The 18,071-nt window shown below is 38.5% G+C and carries 14 protein-coding genes; 4 read left to right on the top strand and 10 right to left on the bottom strand.

The window, feature by feature from the left end; genetic code table 11:
* Positions 1-2 precede the first annotated feature (2 nt).
* The 3 genes from hflD (at position 3) to J678_RS07655 (ending at position 2,898) form a co-directional block, all read left to right on the top strand.
* Positions 3-737: a high frequency lysogenization protein HflD gene (hflD, locus tag J678_RS07665; RefSeq protein WP_000229973.1), complete on the top strand. Its 735-nt coding sequence runs from the start codon at positions 3-5 to the stop codon at positions 735-737.
* 54 nt (positions 738-791) lie between these two features.
* A complete protein-coding gene (gene purB, locus J678_RS07660; RefSeq protein ID WP_002052704.1) occupies positions 792-2,180 on the top strand; it encodes an adenylosuccinate lyase in 1,389 nt (462 codons plus the stop codon).
* An 82-nt stretch (positions 2,181-2,262) separates the two neighbouring features.
* Entirely contained in the window at positions 2,263-2,898 is a 636-nt protein-coding gene (locus tag J678_RS07655; protein ID WP_004707660.1) for a DUF2238 domain-containing protein, read from the top strand.
* Positions 2,899-2,949: 51 nt separating this feature from the next.
* Here J678_RS07655 and blp2 read toward each other — a convergent pair whose 3' ends face one another.
* From blp2 to J678_RS07610, 9 genes are all read right to left on the bottom strand, one after another.
* The gene (gene blp2 / locus J678_RS07650) at positions 2,950-5,133 is read right to left on the bottom strand and encodes an Ig-like repeat protein Blp2 (protein WP_031996558.1); all 2,184 of its coding nucleotides are present in this window, start codon (positions 5,131-5,133) and stop codon (positions 2,950-2,952) included.
* Positions 5,134-5,328: 195 nt separating this feature from the next.
* Positions 5,329-5,946 carry a cytochrome b/b6 domain-containing protein gene (locus J678_RS07645; RefSeq protein WP_017394308.1) on the bottom strand — a complete coding sequence of 206 codons (618 nt, stop codon included), beginning with the start codon at positions 5,944-5,946 and terminating at the stop codon, positions 5,329-5,331.
* A 137-nt stretch (positions 5,947-6,083) separates the two neighbouring features.
* Positions 6,084-7,046 carry a protease SohB gene (gene sohB, locus J678_RS07640; RefSeq protein WP_017394309.1) on the bottom strand — a complete coding sequence of 321 codons (963 nt, stop codon included), beginning with the start codon at positions 7,044-7,046 and terminating at the stop codon, positions 6,084-6,086.
* Between the two features lie 148 nt (positions 7,047-7,194).
* Positions 7,195-8,097: a phosphate ABC transporter ATP-binding protein PstB gene (pstB, locus tag J678_RS07635; RefSeq protein WP_002052705.1), complete on the bottom strand. Its 903-nt coding sequence runs from the start codon at positions 8,095-8,097 to the stop codon at positions 7,195-7,197.
* A 13-nt stretch (positions 8,098-8,110) separates the two neighbouring features.
* Positions 8,111-9,508 carry a phosphate ABC transporter permease PstA gene (gene pstA, locus J678_RS07630; RefSeq protein WP_016804258.1) on the bottom strand — a complete coding sequence of 466 codons (1,398 nt, stop codon included), beginning with the start codon at positions 9,506-9,508 and terminating at the stop codon, positions 8,111-8,113.
* Positions 9,505-10,884, bottom strand: coding sequence for a phosphate ABC transporter permease subunit PstC (pstC, locus tag J678_RS07625; RefSeq protein WP_004707651.1), 1,380 nt, complete (start codon positions 10,882-10,884; stop codon positions 9,505-9,507). The genes pstA and pstC overlap by 4 nt, the downstream gene beginning before the upstream one ends.
* 100 nt (positions 10,885-10,984) lie before the next feature.
* The gene (locus J678_RS07620) at positions 10,985-12,016 is read right to left on the bottom strand and encodes a substrate-binding domain-containing protein (protein ID WP_004707648.1); all 1,032 of its coding nucleotides are present in this window, start codon (positions 12,014-12,016) and stop codon (positions 10,985-10,987) included.
* Between the two features lie 455 nt (positions 12,017-12,471).
* Positions 12,472-13,851 carry an amino acid permease gene (locus J678_RS07615; RefSeq protein ID WP_017394310.1) on the bottom strand — a complete coding sequence of 460 codons (1,380 nt, stop codon included), beginning with the start codon at positions 13,849-13,851 and terminating at the stop codon, positions 12,472-12,474.
* A gap of 139 nt (positions 13,852-13,990) precedes the next feature.
* Entirely contained in the window at positions 13,991-15,712 is a 1,722-nt protein-coding gene (locus tag J678_RS07610) for an alpha-keto acid decarboxylase family protein (protein WP_017394311.1), read from the bottom strand.
* Between the two features lie 134 nt (positions 15,713-15,846).
* Here J678_RS07610 and J678_RS07605 point away from each other — a divergent pair, with 134 nt between their 5' ends.
* Positions 15,847-16,332, top strand: coding sequence for an Lrp/AsnC family transcriptional regulator (locus tag J678_RS07605; protein WP_017394312.1), 486 nt, complete (start codon positions 15,847-15,849; stop codon positions 16,330-16,332).
* Positions 16,333-16,403: 71 nt separating this feature from the next.
* On the opposite strand, the gene J678_RS07600 is transcribed toward J678_RS07605, so the two are convergent.
* Positions 16,404-17,834, bottom strand: coding sequence for an aldehyde dehydrogenase family protein (locus tag J678_RS07600; protein WP_032010284.1), 1,431 nt, complete (start codon positions 17,832-17,834; stop codon positions 16,404-16,406).
* Between the last annotated feature and the right edge of the window lie 237 nt (positions 17,835-18,071).

Raw genomic sequence — 18,071 nt, 5'->3', positions numbered from 1 at the left:
GCATGGTGGAGTTACCCTTTCAACAATCACAAGCCTTGAATGTTCGCCAAAACCGTGCCCTTGCCTTGGCGGGGGTATTTCAAGCGACCCAGCTTACGCATATGACCGCTATGACAGGTCAACAAAGTATTGGTGAAAGTGGTAACTTCTATTTTGAGCTATTAATAAAGGCGAGTTTAAATATTCGCCCTACAACAAATAATAATACCGTTCAGACATTAGATTTTTTTAATCAATTGGCTGATATTTCTCTAGGTCTTAAAACTCTTGAGAATTGTATTACCCAGCCTTTTACCAATGCGCCCAAATCTCGTTTGCCTAAAATGCGTAGTGCAAAACTTCCTATGTCTTACGCGATGTCACTTTTGCAGCTAGAAAAGAAGGTCTATAGCAATCCTGAATATGTGGCCATTATTGAAAAAGCACAGCAGAAGATTTTAAAACAGCTTTCTTTTTTCGATAATAACTATTTACACCCCAGCATTTTAGCCAATTTGGCACAAACCTATGTTGATACTGCCGGGCAAATTAATCCACGCATTCTTGTTCGTGGTAATGCTGAGGCATTTAAAGATACCAACCATACCAACCGTATTCGTGCTTGTCTGTTTACAGGGCTACAAATGGCTCATTTATGGCGACAACTCGGCGGTAGTTCATGGAACATGATTTTTAGCAAACGTAAATTGCTACAGGATATTCAAGCTCTTGCTCGCTTACAGTACCAAGTTATCTAAGGCTGTAACGAGATTATTTTTGTTTTATGTTTATTCCAGCATTAAGGAATCGTTATGAACGCTTTAACCGCACTATCACCATTAGATGGACGTTATGCCAGCAAATGTGATGCGCTACGCCCTTTTCTTTCTGAGTTTGGTTTAATTCATGCTCGTGTCACTGTAGAAGTGCGTTGGTTACAAGCGCTTTCTAACCGTCCAGAAATTATTGAAGTTGCTCCTTTCTCAGCTGAAACAAATGCAGCTCTAGATGCAATCGTAAGCAACTTCTCTGAAGAAGATGCGAATCGCATTAAAGAAATTGAACGTACAACTAACCATGACGTAAAAGCCGTTGAATATTTCTTGAAAGAGAAAATTGCTGGTATTGCTGAATTACAAAATGCGGGTGAGTTCATTCACTTTGCTTGTACATCAGAGGACATCAACAACTTGTCTCATGCACTTATGCTTAAAAACGGTCGTGAAGTTTTAGTATCAAGCATGAAGCAAATTTTAAATGCAATTTCTGCTTTAGCAACGACTCATGCTGAACAACCGATGTTGTCTCGTACACATGGACAAACTGCTAGCCCAACAACTTTGGGTAAAGAAATGGCGAACGTTGCATATCGTTTAGCTCGCCAAATCAAGCAATTTGAAAATGTTGAGTTACTCGGCAAAATCAATGGTGCAGTAGGTAACTACAATGCTCACCTTTCTGCTTACCCAGATGTTGATTGGCCAGCCCATTCACAAGCTTTTGTTGAATCTTTAGGTTTAACATTTAACCCATACACAACTCAAATTGAGCCACATGACTACATGGCTGAATTATTTGATGCGTTACGTCGTTACAATACAATTTTGATCGACTTTAACCGTGACGTATGGGGTTATATCTCTTTAGGTTACTTCAAACAAAAACTTAAAGAAGGTGAAGTTGGTTCTTCAACTATGCCGCACAAAGTTAACCCGATTGACTTTGAAAACTCTGAAGGTAACTTAGGCATTGCAAATGCTGTGTTGGCTCACTTAGGCGAAAAATTACCAATTTCTCGCTGGCAGCGTGACTTAACTGACTCAACTGTACTTCGTAACATGGGTGTTGGTTTTGCTCAAAGCTTAATTGCTTTTGATGCTTGCTTAAAAGGTATTGGCAAACTTGAATTGAATGCAAACCGCTTGAATGAAGATCTTGACCAAGCTCAAGAAGTTCTTGCAGAGCCAATTCAAACAGTTATGCGTCGTTATAACGTTGAAAAACCATATGAGAAGTTAAAAGCTTTAACTCGTGGTCAAGCAATGACTCGCGACATGATGGTTGATTTCGTAAATGGTAATGAACTTGCTCAAGTACCAAGCGAAGAGCGTGCTCGTTTAGCTGAGCTTACACCTGCAACTTACACAGGTAATGCAGCTGAACAAGCAAAACAAATTAACGATTTAATTAGCAAAATCTAATTAAAAAAATTTGATAAAAGCGAAGCTTAGGCTTCGCTTTTTTATTACACTCATATTCATCAAAAGAAATCTTATTTAGAAAATGATCGAAAAAAAATTTAAGCTTAAACATTATATTGCGCTTAGTCTGCTTTTTATTGCCATTATCATTTCAGGTATACAGCCTCTTGAGTTTGAAGCTTATTTACTTCATCAGGCTGGAACTGTTTTGATGCTGATTCTACTTTTTATTATTTTTAAAAAAATTGGTCTCGATTTTTTAAGTTTTTGTTTTTATTTACTGTTTCTTTTAATCCACGTAATTGGTGCTCATTATCTTTATTCATACGTTCCATACAATGACTGGATTCAGCACATCTTTCATTTTAATTTAGATGGATACATGGGTTGGTCTCGCAATATGTATGATCGACTTGTACACTTTTCATATGGCGCTTTGCTCTACCCTCTTATTTATCGCGTTTTTCAAGTTTGGTTGCCGACTGCACGTCCGTTTTCCCTATTTTTACTTGTAGTTCAATTCGTGATGGCATCGAGTGTTTTTTATGAACTGATCGAATGGGCAATTGCTATTGGCTTATCACCTGAACAAGCGGAAAATTATAATGGGCAACAAGGCGACATGTGGGATGCTCATAAAGACATGTTACTCGCCACAATTGGATCAATTGTTTATGGAGTTATTACTCTTATAACAACACCGAAAATCAAAAATTAGCCATAAATAAAAAGCGCTCATTGAGCGCTTTTATATTTTACATAGAGTCTTTTAAACAACTGGATAAGTCTGTTCTAAAATATTTTGCAAAGGTGAAGAACTCGTATTTGGTAAAATTTGATCAAGATTTGTTGTTTGATCAATTGAAGTATTTACATCAGTTTGCTCAGGTATCTGCGTTGTTTTCAATGCTGTCGATGATAGAAGTTTTGAGACAGGATCTGAATCGTTTAAAGAAGAGCTTTTTAGCAAATCATCTACAGGAACAGTTTTCTGCTGATTCGTAGGCTCAGTTGTCGTACTTTGCGTAACCTTTAAAGTGTGTAACCCAACACTATCTGCTAAAGATGGTGTTTCTGTACTTAAAGTATTGACTGAAGCATCAGCCAGACTCGCGACTTTCGGTGCAACCACATAAAAAGTAAATGGAGAGCTTGCTTCACTGGTCAGCCCTGCTGCATCAGTTTGGGTTAAAGTAATGCTGTGCTTACCAAGAGTTAAATCCTTATCAAAAGTAAATGACCAAGATCTACCAGCCGTTACAGTCACCACCCCAATTGCAACACCATTATCATAAATCGTAAGTGTCGCATTCGCTTCACCTGAACCTGTAAGTTTTGGCCTAGCATCGTCAGTTTCAGAACCTGCTGCAATAGCACCTTTTATGTCACCTACATCATCTTCTACACTATTTAAGATAGGTTTTGTCGGGGGTATGGTGTCTTTTGTCCCCACAATGTCGAGACTTTCAGATCTATTTCCAGCACCATCGATCGCTGAAACAGCACCATGGTTGTTATCAGTTAATGCAGGCGAAATAGTAATCGTAAATTTTCCATTCGCATCTGCCGTTCCAGTACCAATCACTTTACCAGTTGCATCTTTAATTTCAATTTTGGCATTGGCTTCCGCTGTACCAGTTACCGAAGTTCCATCTGCATTAATTTGAGCCGTTGGTTTATCTGGTGCAATCGAGTCAAAGCCCGGCTTAATTTCAACGGGTTTAGACATATTACCGGCTGCATCTTCAACAACCACTGTACCTTTTTGGGATTCTGTTAAAGCAGGTGAAAGTGTAATTTGAAAGTCACCTTGAGCATCGGCGGTCCCACTTCCAATCACTTTACCATCGGCATCTTTTATTTGAACTTTCGCATTTGCTTCAGTTTTACCATGTATTACTGACCCTTCTTTGTTGACTTCAACAAAAGGAGAAGCTGGTGGCACGGTGTCTTTACCCGCAATAATTTTAACTTCTTCAGATTTATTACCAGCAGCGTCTTCAGCAACAACTTTACCGCCCGCTTCACTGGTTAACGGCGGAGGAAGCTTTAAAGAATAAATACCATCTTTATTTGCAAAAACAGAACCTAATACTTTGCCAGTGGCGTCATAAACTGTAATTTTGGCATTTGCCTCTGCCTTACCAGTCAACAATGAACCATCATCGCTCAATTGGGCCTGCGGAACATCTGGAGGTATTGTATCTTTTGTACCTGTCACAACAGTCGCTTTAGAACTATTTCCAGCCGCATCTTGGGCAATAACGTTTAATTTGTCCCCATTCACGAGCGGCTTATCTAATTTAACAGTGTAGTTACCACTTGCATCTGCAACACCCGATGCGACTGTATTGCCTGCAGCATCTTTAAGATAGATTTTTGCATTTGCTTCAGTTTTACCAGTCACTGTCACGGTATCATCAGCAAGCGTAGCTGTAGGAGCAGCAGGTGCGATTAAATCAGGTGCACTTGATGAGTCATCCTTATCATCTTTCTTAAAAGCCCAAAGATATAATCCTTCCGCAGCTAAAACTGCTAAGCCTGCTTTGAGTACATTCCCCATCGTAAAACTTGGATCACTATCAACCGCCATAGTTGCAGCTGCTGGACTCGTACTGGCATAGCCTAAATCTGTAACATGATTTAAGCCTTTATAATCGATCACTTTACCTTGAGCATCGAATTGCGCTTCAACAAATTTTCCATGTTCAGTCGGAAAAACAAGTGAATGCTCTGTTGTATTTGTTGCTTCATTAAAGAAATTTTCTAAGACAATAGTCTCTCCATTTTTTAAATGGATAACTAAGCGCCCACCCTGTTTTTCCATGGATGCAATATCTTTTTGGCTTACACCAATCTGAATAATAGTAGGCTGATTTAAAATTACTTTATTGAGTTGACCATCTTGCAGAACGTCCAAACCCTCTTTGGATGCCACAATTATTCTTGTCATTATTTCCTATCCCGAATTTCAGTTATATTTTTAAATGTGTAACTTTTTAAATGAAACATCTAAAAGCTATTTTATTGTTGCCTAAAATATCAAAATCACTTATCTATCACAATTCAATAAGTATATTTATCAACAATATTTTTTGAATTTTCATTAAAAAATAACTTTGAATAGAGTTTATATAAAACTTATATATTACATTCTTAAATAAACAAAGCTAAAAACTCCCACAAGAAATAAAATGAATAATGTCATAAATTTAGTTATTTTTTTATCTGCCCATGTTATTTTAAGCATCGTCCAACCCTGAAAGCGTTTAGCAAGAATGCTATTTAAAATAAGCGTTGAAAGATGCAATATAACTAAAGCTAAAAATAAGTTTGCGAAAAATGAATGTAAGTCTCTCAAAGCATAAGTAAAGTGTTCTGTTCCGTATCCAAGTGCTACAACAACAGGAATGAGTATGAAAATAAATACAATCGAAGCTTGAAATAGCCCGATACTGAACAATTGAATTGTATTTTTCGAAAAAAGATTGACTGAATTTGTATGGCTAAAGGACTTTTTAATTGCATTAAATGCCATACTGCTCCGCTTCTTTAAGCCAAATGGCGCAGTACTTGAAACACGTGGACTTAAAAAGTGCCAAATAACTCGTGCGGTAATACCAATCAGGAGAATATAACCAAACATCATATGCACCTGATGTAAGTCCTCGTTATCCCCTGTAAAATAAGCACCAACGAACGAAACCATAATAATGATGTGCAAAACTCTTATAAGAATATCAATATGCGATAACGTTTTTGACATCACAAAACTCAAAAATTTAAAAATAATATTAACTTTGGCAATTAAAACTTAAATAAATATTAATCAAATTTGGTTTAATCAATTCCATAAAAAAAGAGCACCTATAAAGGTACTCTTTAGTTAAAAACATATCTTAATTAAAATTTGTTATCGCGCATTTGCACTAAAGTTGAATTCGCTTTTGCCAACGTATCTGCAACTTTATGCATTACTGCTGGAATCAAGCTATCTGCCATTTGTGCTGCTTGTAAACCTAACTTTTCACCCAAAGTCGCCTTTTTGCGTGTGTTAATCACATAGACGTCATGCTGAGGTAACAACGCTAATAGGTATTCATCGGAAGTTTGTAATTTATCTACAAGGTTTAAATCAAGCGCATCTTGTCCATACCAGTGCTCACCTGTAGCAACTTTATCTACATTAAGCTGTGGACGATACTTTTCTACAAAGTGCTTAAACAGGATATGCGTCTGTTGTAGCTCTTCTTCAAATTTCGCTTTACCTTCAGGTGTATTTTCACCGAACATAGTCACAGTACGCTTATATTGCCCTGCTGTGTAAAGTTCAAAGTCTACGTTATGCTCTTTTAAAAGACGATTGAAATTTGGAACTTGAGCAACGACACCAATCGAACCCACAACAGCAAATGGTGCAGAAATAATTTCATTTGCAATACAAGCCATCATATAACCGCCACTTGCAGCGACTTTATCGACACAAATCGTTAAATGAAAGCCTGCATCACGTAAACGAACTAACTGAGCTGCTGCTAGTCCATAACCATGAACCATACCACCTGGACTTTCAAGACGTACCACTACGCGGTCACGTCCAGCTTTAGCGGTAGCTAAAATAAGTGTGATTTCTTCACGGAGGTTTTCAACCGCAGATGCTTGAATATCACCTTTAAAATCTAAAACAAAAATTTTCTGATTGTTCTTACGGCGGATTTTAGCTTCTTTCGCAAGTTGCTGAGCCAATTGTAAAAGCTCTAAACGGCTTGCTGTCGTTTGTGCAATTTTTTTTCTCTGTTCATTTACACGTGCATTTAAATGACTAACACGTATTTCCGCAGGGAGTTTAGGCAAATGGAATAACATAAAATTCTATGCTCATAAGTTTGTCTTTATAGCCTTAAGATGTGGTTCTTTTGATTAAAATTCAATAGCGATTTTGCAAAATAGATTCATTTTCATTTATTAAATAAAAAAAAAGAGCACGAGGCTCTTTTTCTTTTATAACTATAAATTAACCAAAACGACCAGTAATGTACGCTTCTGTCAATTGATGGTCAGGTTGAGTAAATACTTTCTCTGTAGAGTTTACTTCGATTAGATCACCTAAATGGAAGTAAGCAGTACGGTCTGAAACACGCGCCGCCTGTTGCATTGAGTGCGTTACAATCACAATCGTATATTGGTCAGAAAGTTCTGAAATCAGTTCTTCCACTTTTGCTGTTGCAATTGGGTCAAGTGCAGAACATGGTTCATCCATCAAGATGACTTCAGGACTTACCGCAATTGTACGCGCAATACATAAACGTTGTTGCTGACCACCAGATAAGCCTGTACCTGGCTGATTTAAACGGTCTTTAACTTCTTCCCATAGACCAGCTTTACGCAAGCTATTTTCAACAATTTCTTCTAGGTCGTATTTATCACGTGCTAAACCATGTAACTTTGGTCCATATGCAACGTTATCAAAAATAGACTTAGGGAATGGGTTTGGCTTTTGGAATACCATGCCCACTTGAGCACGTAGTAACACTACATCCAGATTCGGATCATAGATATTTTTGTCATCTAAAGTGATCTTACCTGTTACACGACAACCATCAATTGTGTCATTCATACGGTTTAAGGTACGCAGGAAAGTCGATTTACCACAACCTGACGGCCCGATAAATGCAATCACTTCATTTTGATAGATATCTAAATCAATGCCTTTAATAGCTTCGAAGTCACCATAATAAACATGGGCATCTTGTGCACTAATCTTGATTTCGGTTGAGTTTGGCTTTTTTGAAGTATGTGGCTCAAAATGCGAAACATACGAAGTGCCATGATGCAGTTGTGTATCTGTAAGTGGAGATTGTTCAGTATTCACTAACTTATCCTTTTCTAAGGAATTCGTAATATCGATAGTATTCATTATTTATCCTCTATTACCAACGCACTTCGAACTTTTTACGTAACCAAATTGCAAGGCTGTTTAAACCAATCATTAATGCAAGGAGTACGATAATCGCAGCAGCTGTACGGCCTTCGAAGAAGTTACGCAACTCATTACCTTGCCATAAGTAAACTTGAACAGGTAAAGCAGTTGCTTGATCAAATGGAGTGGTTGGAATACTTGCAACGAATGCACTCATTCCGATTAAAAGTAACGGTGCAGTTTCACCAAGCGCATGTGCCACACCAATAATTGAACCTGTCATGATGCCCGGCATAGCCAAAGGTAAAACATGGTGGAAAACGGTTTGTACTTTAGATGCCCCTAAACCAAGAGCAGCTTGTCGAATTGATGGAGGTACAGCTTTTAAAGAAGCACGTGTTGTAATAATGACTGTCGGTAATGTCATTAAACTTAATACCAAACCACCGACAAATGGAGCTGATAATGGTAAATGCATCCAGCCAATGAAAATTGCAGCACCAAGTAAACCGAATACAATTGAAGGAACAGCAGCAAGGTTATTAATGTTGACCTCAATGATGTCGGTAATAAAATTCTTTGGAGCAAACTCTTCAAGATAGATAGCGCTGGCAACACCAATTGGGATCGAGATAATGATCACAATCAACATCATGAATAATGAACCCATGAATGCGCCTGCAAGACCACTAATTGCTGGTGAGCTACGAGAATCCGGATTCTTAAATAAGTTAGTATTAAACGTATTTTCAAGAATACCTTTTGCTTTCAAATCATCTGCGAGCTTACGGATTTCCGGATCGAGCTGCTGCTGGTCATCTGGTAATGAACGGTCAATGTTACCTTTTAACCAGACATCTACGTTAGCATCACCCAAGAAAGTAAGATTCTCTTTTTTACCAATAAGTGATGGATCAGCAAATACCATGTCACGTAAACGATAAGCTTCCGAGCTTGCGTAAAGGCTACGTAAAGAATCACGTTGTGACTCAAGTGAAGGGTCTTTAGCAACTATTCCATTTACGATGAGGCTGTCCCAATCCACCATACCCATTTTTGTTTGCCAATCGACATAACGTTCTTGGTAATGAGCAGGTGTTTCACCTTGTGCACGTACTGGCAACGGACCAGCATCAATCACTTTAGGATCGAAGTAAACTGGTACATTCATACTGGTTTGCCAAAAAGCTGGTAAACCTTTTGCCAAAATACTACCAAACAGTAGCGCTACGAATGCAAGGCCAATAACCACTGCTGATAAACCAGCAATACGGAAAGCTTTTTCTTTACGGTGACGTTTAGCCAATGACTTTTCAATCACTTTTTTACGGCGATCACGTGCTTGAGCAGCAGCTTGTGGATCAAATACGTTCTGATCCATAGGAGACGATGTATTTGATGTACTCATTCGTATTGCTCACGGTATTTACGCACAATGTACAGTGCAACAATGTTTAATCCCAAGGTGATTACAAAGAGTGTTAAACCCAATGCAAATGCCACCAAGGCCTGTGGGCTTGCAAAATCGGTATCGCCAGTTAACTGTTTTACGATGGTTACGGTAACTGTCGAAACAGCTTCAAACGGATTTGCATGTAGAAGTGGACTGTTCCCCGCTGCCAAAACCACAATCATGGTTTCCCCCACGGCACGCGATACAGCCAATAAAAATGCCCCTGTAATACCCGGTAAAGCTGCTGGTAAAACCACTTGGCGAATTGTTTCTGATTTAGTTGCGCCAAGTCCAAGTGAACCATCACGAAGTGCACGAGGTACTTGAGTAATAATGTCATCAGATAAAGATGAAACGAACGGGATAATCATGATTCCCATTACGAAACCAGCAGTCAAAGCACTGGTTGCATTAATTTCAATACCAACATGAGCACCAACAGCTTTAAAAAATGGACCAATAATCATCATGGCAAAAACACCATAAACAATTGTTGGAATACCCGCTAAAACTTCAATCGTTGGTTTTGCCCATGAGCGCAACCATGGTGACGCATATTCAGCTAAATAAATGGCAATCATTAAGCCAACCGGTACTGCAACCAATAAGGCAATACCACTGACCATGAGCGTACCCCATAGCAATGGTAATAACCCATAGCTACCTTCGGCATTGCCTGAAGTACTAAAGCCAGGGTTCCATTCTGTACCAAAGAAAAAGTCGATTGGACTTACAAAATGGAAAAAGTGCATTGCTTCGCCAAACATCGACATTACAATGCCGATTGTGGTCAAAATTGCCACGCCAGAACATAAGATCAAACCAACATTAATCGCACGTTCCACTTGGTTACGTGCACGATATTCTTGGCTAATTTTTTTCTTTGCCCAGACTAGACCTAATAATGCAGCACAAACAACAACAGCAAATTTGGCAAAAGAGCCAATGGTTTGAAATTTTGCATATTGCTGAGCAGCAGCCAACTCATAAGCAGCTGGATGATCACTTACCCCAAAACCAGAAGCAATCGCTTGAACTCGATCAACAAGTACACTTCTTGCTGCTTCATCAAGAGAAGCTGACACAGAAGCTGGAATATTATTAAAGATAATATGATTTAAAATATTTGGTTCAACCAAGTTCCAAATTATCAAAATTAAAAAAGCAGGGATACCGCACCAAAGTCCAACCAGTGCGCCATAATAACCAGGACGAGAATGTAATGTCGCTGAGTTGCTTCCCTTACCTGCTAGGTTACGGCTTTTTCTCAGCCCAAGTTGATATGCAATTGCCACAAGGGCTAACAACACACCGATAAGTAGCAGATTCATGTATTCTCCACTGTTTTCTCAATTGTCATAATTTGGGAAAAACGTGTTAGACAAAAAGGCTGATGATCACTTGGGATCACCAGCCCCTATTCAAAACAAATTATTTAACAGTTTTACCTGCTTTAAAGTCAGCTAGGACTTTAGCGCGCTCTGCATCAGACATCGCGATTAAGCCATCACGCTCAGCTTTAGAACCTTTACCAGTCGCTTTTTTGCTTAGGAAGTATTCTACATACTGTGGTAAACCTTTAACTGATTTTAAGTGTTCGCCTTTCACATAGAAGAATAATGGGCGAGATACAGGATATGTACCATTTAACACAGTTTTCTCAGAAGGAAGTACGTTGTTTACTGATGCTACACGTAACTTGTCACGGTTCATGTCATAGAAACTTAAACCAAACACGCCTACTGCACTTGGAGAAGTTTTTAAGCGAGCTAAAGTTTCTGTATAGTCACCAGCAATTTCAATGACACGACCGTCTTTACGGAAAGTCGAACATGCTTTCTTCTGAGCATCTTTATCTAAGTTTTTGAAGTATTCGTATGATTCACAACCAGCATCAACCATTTTCTCTTGGAAAACTTCACGCGTACCGTGGTTAGACGCAGGAATTACAAGTGTAATAGGTTCATTAGGAAGTGATTTGTCGATTTGATTCCAGTTTGTATATGGGTTTGGAACCAATTTACCTTTTGAAGGCAACTGTGCAGCTAAAGCAGCAAACACATGGTAAGGTTTTAATTTATAAGCTGCTTTGTGTGAGCTAGACGCGAATACAATACCGTCATAACCAATTTTGATTTCTTGAATTTGTTTTACACCAGCTTTATTACAAGCTTCAATTTCAGTGCTTTTAATTTTACGAGAAGCGTTTGCAACGTCGATCGTGTTGTCACCAACGCCTTGACAGAACTGTTTTAAACCAGCAGAAGAACCACCAGAACCTACAACAGGAGTTTTAAATTGAGGGAATGTATTACCAAACTCTTCAGCTACAACGCTGGCAAACGGTAATACAGTTGAAGAACCAGCAATTTGAATCGTATCACGAGCTGCATTTGCAGTCGTTGTTACAGCGGCCCCAGTTACTGCTAACGCAATTGCGATTTGACGTGGATTTAAGCGCATTCTGTTCTCTCTCATTAATGCAATAGGTTGTACGTCACTTTTTGTTTAGTGCTTGTACGCTCTTCGATAGCTGCATTGTGAATAGAAAATATGACAAATAAGTTACAGTATTATGACGCTTTAATGATTTTTATAATGTTCATTGTCACATTTTTAATTTTATTTTATATCAAGCATTTAAACTTATTTTATAAGGCTTAGAGAACCTAATTTTTATATTAAATATGACAATCATCCCAATTACCAAATTTACAATTATTCTTAAATTATAAAAACTTAAAGAATTTAATAAATTGTTATTACAAATTTAATTTTTGACACATTTCTCAAATTTTTAGATGACATATTTGTTTTTAAAAAATTATTTCGTTCAAAGATGAAAATATTATGACAAAAAGATAAACGGTTACCTGCTTTTTGTCAGATAACCGCAATATCACCGTAAATTAAGCTTATCAGTTTGATTGTACTTCTGGCATTGGGACCATTTTTTTACGGTACTTCAAGAAATACATAATGGCTAAAACAGCAAGCCAGATCGGCCCCAAAATCACAGCCAGTCTCATATCTGGAGTCATTGCCATAATAATGAGAATGAAACATACAAAGCTAATAGTTAAATAATTACTCCATGGGCTCATAATGCTTTGGAATTTGGTTTGACGCTTTTGCAATTTCATTGCTTTGGTAAATTTCAAATGCGTGACTGAAATCATAAGCCAATTAATAACAAGCGCAGCCACAACCAACATCATAAAGAGCTGAAAAGCTTGGCCAGGAATTAAATAGTTCACCACCACACAGACTGCTGTGATTGATGCAGACACAACTGCCGCCGGAACTGGAATACCACGGCTATTTACTTTTTTCAAAATTGCTGGCGCATTACCCTGCTCTGCTAAACCATGCAACATACGGCTATTACAATAAATACAACTGTTATAAACCGAAATAGCAGCAATCAAAACCACAAAGTTCAGAACATTGGCAACACTATTACTATTGAGTGACTGGAAAATTAAGACAAATGGACTACCGCCTTCTGCCACCATATTCCAAGGATAAAGACATAAAAGAATACCAATTGCACCGATATAAAAAATCAAGATGCGGTACACAATCTGGTTCACTGCTTTTGGAATTGTTGTTTCAGGTTTTTTGGTTTCTGCCGCTGCAATACCAATAAGCTCTAAACCACCAAATGCAAACATAATGACAGCCAAAGCCATAATAAAGCCATGAATACCATGCGGAAAGAAACCACCGTGTTGCCATAAATTTGCAACACCTGCTTGCGGACCTGCTGAGCCTGAAAGTAAAAGATAAGCACCGAAGCCAATCATACTTAAAATCGCAACAATTTTAATGCAGGAAAATAAGAACTCGGATTCCCCAAAAAAGCGGACATTTACCAAGTTAATGCCGTTAATTAAAATAAAGAAAAATAATGCAGTCATCCATGTTGGAATTTCAGGCCACCAGAACTGTATAAACGTGCCAATTGCACTCAGTTCGGCCATACTTACCAGTACATACAACACCCAGTAGTTCCAACCAGACATAAAACCAGCCATTTTGCCCCAGTATTTGTTCGCAAAATAACTAAAAGAACCACTTACCGGTTCTTCAACAACCATTTCACCTAAATGACGCATAATTAAAAAGGCAATCACTCCTGCAATTGCATATCCTAATAAAATTGAAGGACCAGCCAATTTAATTGTTTGAGAAAGACCTAAGAATAACCCAGTTCCGATCGCCCCTCCGAGTGCGATGAGTTGAATATGTCGATTGGATAAGCCTTGTTTTAACTCGTGCTTATTGTTTGCATCCATAACATTATCTCCAATGTTGGTGTCACTTCCTGTACACCTTTATTCAGCACCACATCCGAAGATCAGAAACCGACCTTCGGACATAAATTGCTTTAATATGAGTCCATTTAATTTTGAGAAGACGTGTCCTATCTTCTATTTAAAACGAGCTTGCATCCTTACATTTAATAGGTTGGGAACGCTCCTTTAAAATTTCGTAGCCACGATCGCCGTAATCAAAACGTGCAATCACAGAAGCAAATTTTTTCAAACTCACCGGGGCATCCATTGCTGGTAGTTTTAATTCAATAAAAGTTAACTGGTCATTTTGCTGAACGTTGTCTAGAACACTCTTTAACTGCCCTGCGGTTTCAACCACATAAGTTGTATGGCCTTTCTTACCGTTAAATACCGCTGGAATTTCAGTGTATTTCCAGTTTTGCACGTCGTTATAGGCAGCGTTTTCACCCATAATTAAGCGCTCAATGGTATAGCCGCCATTGTTCAGCAAGAAAATAATAGGTTTTAAACCATGACGGATAATCGTAGAAAGCTCTTGTACCGTAAGCTGGAACGAACCGTCACCAATAAACAAAATTTGACGGCGTTCAGGGGCAGCCAACAAACTACCAAGCAAAGCCGGTAAGGTGTAACCAATAGAACCCCAAAGCGGCTGTGCAATATATTTAGCGGTAGCAGGCAACTTTATACCTGACAAAGCAGAGTTTGAGGTCCCTACCTCACCAATAATTACATCATCTTCTTTTAAGAACCCTGAAATGTAGTTCCAAAGCACATCTTGGCTAAGCTTCTGTTGCGCTGGAGCTTCAATTACTTTCTGAGGTTGTTTTTCAAGAAGAGGTACTGACGATTTACGTGGCGCAACTTTTTTATTTAGCTCGACAAGTAATTGTCCAATTTCAATACCCGGAAAATCCTGACCAAAAATATTTAAGCCATAAGATTTAATTTCGATGTAATTCTTGATGTCAATTTGATGAGTAAATACAGCTGAGCCTACATCGGTAAAGCGCGCGCCAATACCAATTAAACAGTCAGATTGTTCAATGATATTTTTCACATGCGGTTGGCTTGCCCCACCAACATAAGTTCCGATATAACGAGGTGAACCTTCATCCATAATATTTTTTGCAGTATTCATACCTGCAAATGGAATTGAGCATTTTTGAGATAAATCATTTAAAAGTGAAGTTACGCCAAAAACTGAAGCTTCATTATCAATTAAAAGCGCTGGACTTTGAGCATTCTCAATAATGTCACAAAGTTTGCTCACCACACTTTGCAATAATTCAGGCTCAACAGCTGGATAACTTAAGTCGAGCGGACGCTCACACACTTCAATTTTAACGTGGGTAATATCACCAGGTAGTTGGATGTGTACAGGACGGCGTTCAAGGAAACACTGACGTAACACACGATCAATTTCAGAAGCTGCATTTGCAGGAGTTAAACGAGTTTGGGCAACTGTGAACTCTTTCATACAGTTCATAATATTGTCATAGTTACCATCGACAAGCGTGTGGTGAATTAAAGTGCCCTTTTGAACTGCATGTAAAGGTGGAATACCTGAGATATGAATAAGAGGTACATTTTCTGCATAGGCACCAGCAATACCATTAATGGCACTTAAGTCACCTACACCATAAGTCGTAGCCAAGGCAGAAAAACCGTTAATTCGTGCATAACCGTCTGCTGCATAGGCAGCATTTAATTCATTACAATTTCCAATAAATTCGAGCTGTGGGTCTGCTTCAACTTGTTCTAGATATGAGAGGTTAAAATCACCAGGTACACCAAAAAGATGTTGGATACCCATTTGTTTTAGACGAAGATTTAAAAATTCACCAATTTCTATGAACATTGCTCTATATCCTTTGAGACCAATTTTTATTCCATAGAAAAATAATATTTCATCTATCTTTTAGATTTCGTGCATAATGAAAACGCATTTTAATAAAAATACATGATTTGTGTATCATAAAAGGATTTTATGCAATGGATAAGTTCGACTGGCAAATCATTCAGGCACTACAAAAGAATGGACGACTCACCAATCAGGAAATTGGAGATTTAATCGGTTTATCTGCTTCTCAATGTTCAAGACGACGTCAATTGCTTGAGCAAAAGGGCGTGATTCTTGGCTACACGGCACGCATCCAGCAACAGGCGCTAGGGCTTGAAGTTACAGCAATGATTCACATAAATTTAAGAACACACGAAGCCAAATCACAACAAGCTTTTCAAGAGCTGATTGACGCTGAAGATAACATTCAGGATGCTTTTTCAATTAGTGGTGATGCTGATTTTATTTTAAAAGTCGTTGCTGAAAATTTAGAGCAGCTTTCTCAATTTGTGACTGAAAGATTACTTTCTTACAATTTTATAGGCCATATAAAGTCTTACATTGTTCTGAAAAAAATTAAAGAACAGAATCATTTTTTAATCAAGCCTAAAAGCATGAGCTATCATCACTCTCAATAAAATAACTCAGCTTTTCACTCTTAAAAGTGAAAATAAAAAGGCGGATACTAAATCCGCCTTAAAATTAATATTTAGATTTTACTAATATGGACCGTTTGCCCAATCGTATTTTCAAGCAAACCTTCCAAACCAAATTCAGCGCCTAAGCCAGACATTTTCCAGCCACCAAAAGGTGCATGAGGCAACACTTCTGCATGGGTATTAATCCAAACCGTTCCGCATTGAAGCTGCGTAGCATAGGTCTGTGCGGCTTTAAGATCAGAAGACCAAATTGAACCGCCTAAGCCAAACTCACTGTCATTGGCACGGGCAATTGCATCGTTGATATCGGTATATTTTAAAACAGGCAACACTGGACCAAACTGCTCCTCTTGCACCACGCGACAAGAGTCAGAAACTTCAGTCAAAATAGTTGGCGCAATAAAGTAGCCTTGCTCTGGTAGCTGTTGTTGTCCAGAAAGTGCTTTTGCACCTTGTTCAATCGCTTCAGCAATAAGAGCTTTCACCTTGTTATATTGCATTTGGTTTTGTACTGGACCAAATGTTGTAGAAGATGCCATACCATCTCCCACCACTTGAGCGTTGGCAATATCAGCTAACTTTTGAGATAAAGCCTCATATTGGCTTTCATGTACATATAAACGCTTCAATGCCGCACATGTTTGACCAGCGTTTAAGAACGCCATATTAAAAATCTTAGCTGCAATTTCATCGATATTTGCATCTGGCAATACAATACCAGCATCATTGCCACCCAACTCTAAAGTTAAGTGTTTTAGCTGTTGAGCTCCCCCAGCCATAATGTGCTGACCAGTTCGAGTTGAGCCAGTAAAGACAACTTTTTGCACATCTGGATGAGAAGATAATGCTTCGCCAATCTCACCAGCTCCAACCACAATTGAGATTACACCAGCCGGAACTTCTTGCTGAATGATTTCACATAAACGTAAAGTCGATAGTGGTGTGTATTCAGAAGGTTTGCTAATCACAACATTACCCGCACGCAATGCAGGCATGATGTGCCAAACTGCAATCATGAGTGGCCAGTTCCAAGGGGTGATAGAAGCCACTACACCTAAGGGTTGGCGATGGCGCTCAATACGCTTAGTTTCACTGTCTTCAATTACTTCTACCGGTAAATCCATAGAAGCCGCATAACGCGTCCAGCCAATTGCACCCTGCACTTCCATTTGTGCAAGTGCCAGTGGTTTACCTTGTTCAAGAACAACCAGCTCTGCGAGCATTTCAGCGTGCTTTTCAATGCCATCTGCAATTTTATTTAGGATTGATTTACGTTCATCATGCGAGATTTGTTGCCAAGCTTTAGATGCCTGTTTAGCTGCACTCACTGCTTGGTTCACCTGCGCAACTGATGCTTTTGCACAACGTGCAGCAGTTAAGCCAGTAGCAGGGTTAAGAATTTCTAGTTCACCTTGTTCACCTGAACAACGTTGACCGCCAATAATGAGTTTAAATTCATTGAGCATATTCGCTTGTTGCATTTCTTCTTCCTTGTCTTAATTGTAATTACAGCCACTTACTTTTTTCAGTTAAAGCGGGATTATTTAAAGTAAGTGCGATATTGATATATCAATACAACCCAAAATATCTGGAACCTACCAATACAATAAGAAATTTGCTCCCCATAAATCATGCATAATTATTTTTGTTTTTTGAAAATATGCATATTTTGTGCATATTAGTCTTTTCCGATGCACACTTTTAATAAAAATAATATG

The sequence above is a fragment of the Acinetobacter sp. 1424608 genome (genome assembly GCF_000588255.1).
Taxonomy (GTDB): domain Bacteria; phylum Pseudomonadota; class Gammaproteobacteria; order Pseudomonadales; family Moraxellaceae; genus Acinetobacter; species Acinetobacter nosocomialis.
The sequence above is the reverse complement of the archived record's forward strand: the minus strand, read 5'-3'. Positions and strand labels throughout refer to the sequence as shown.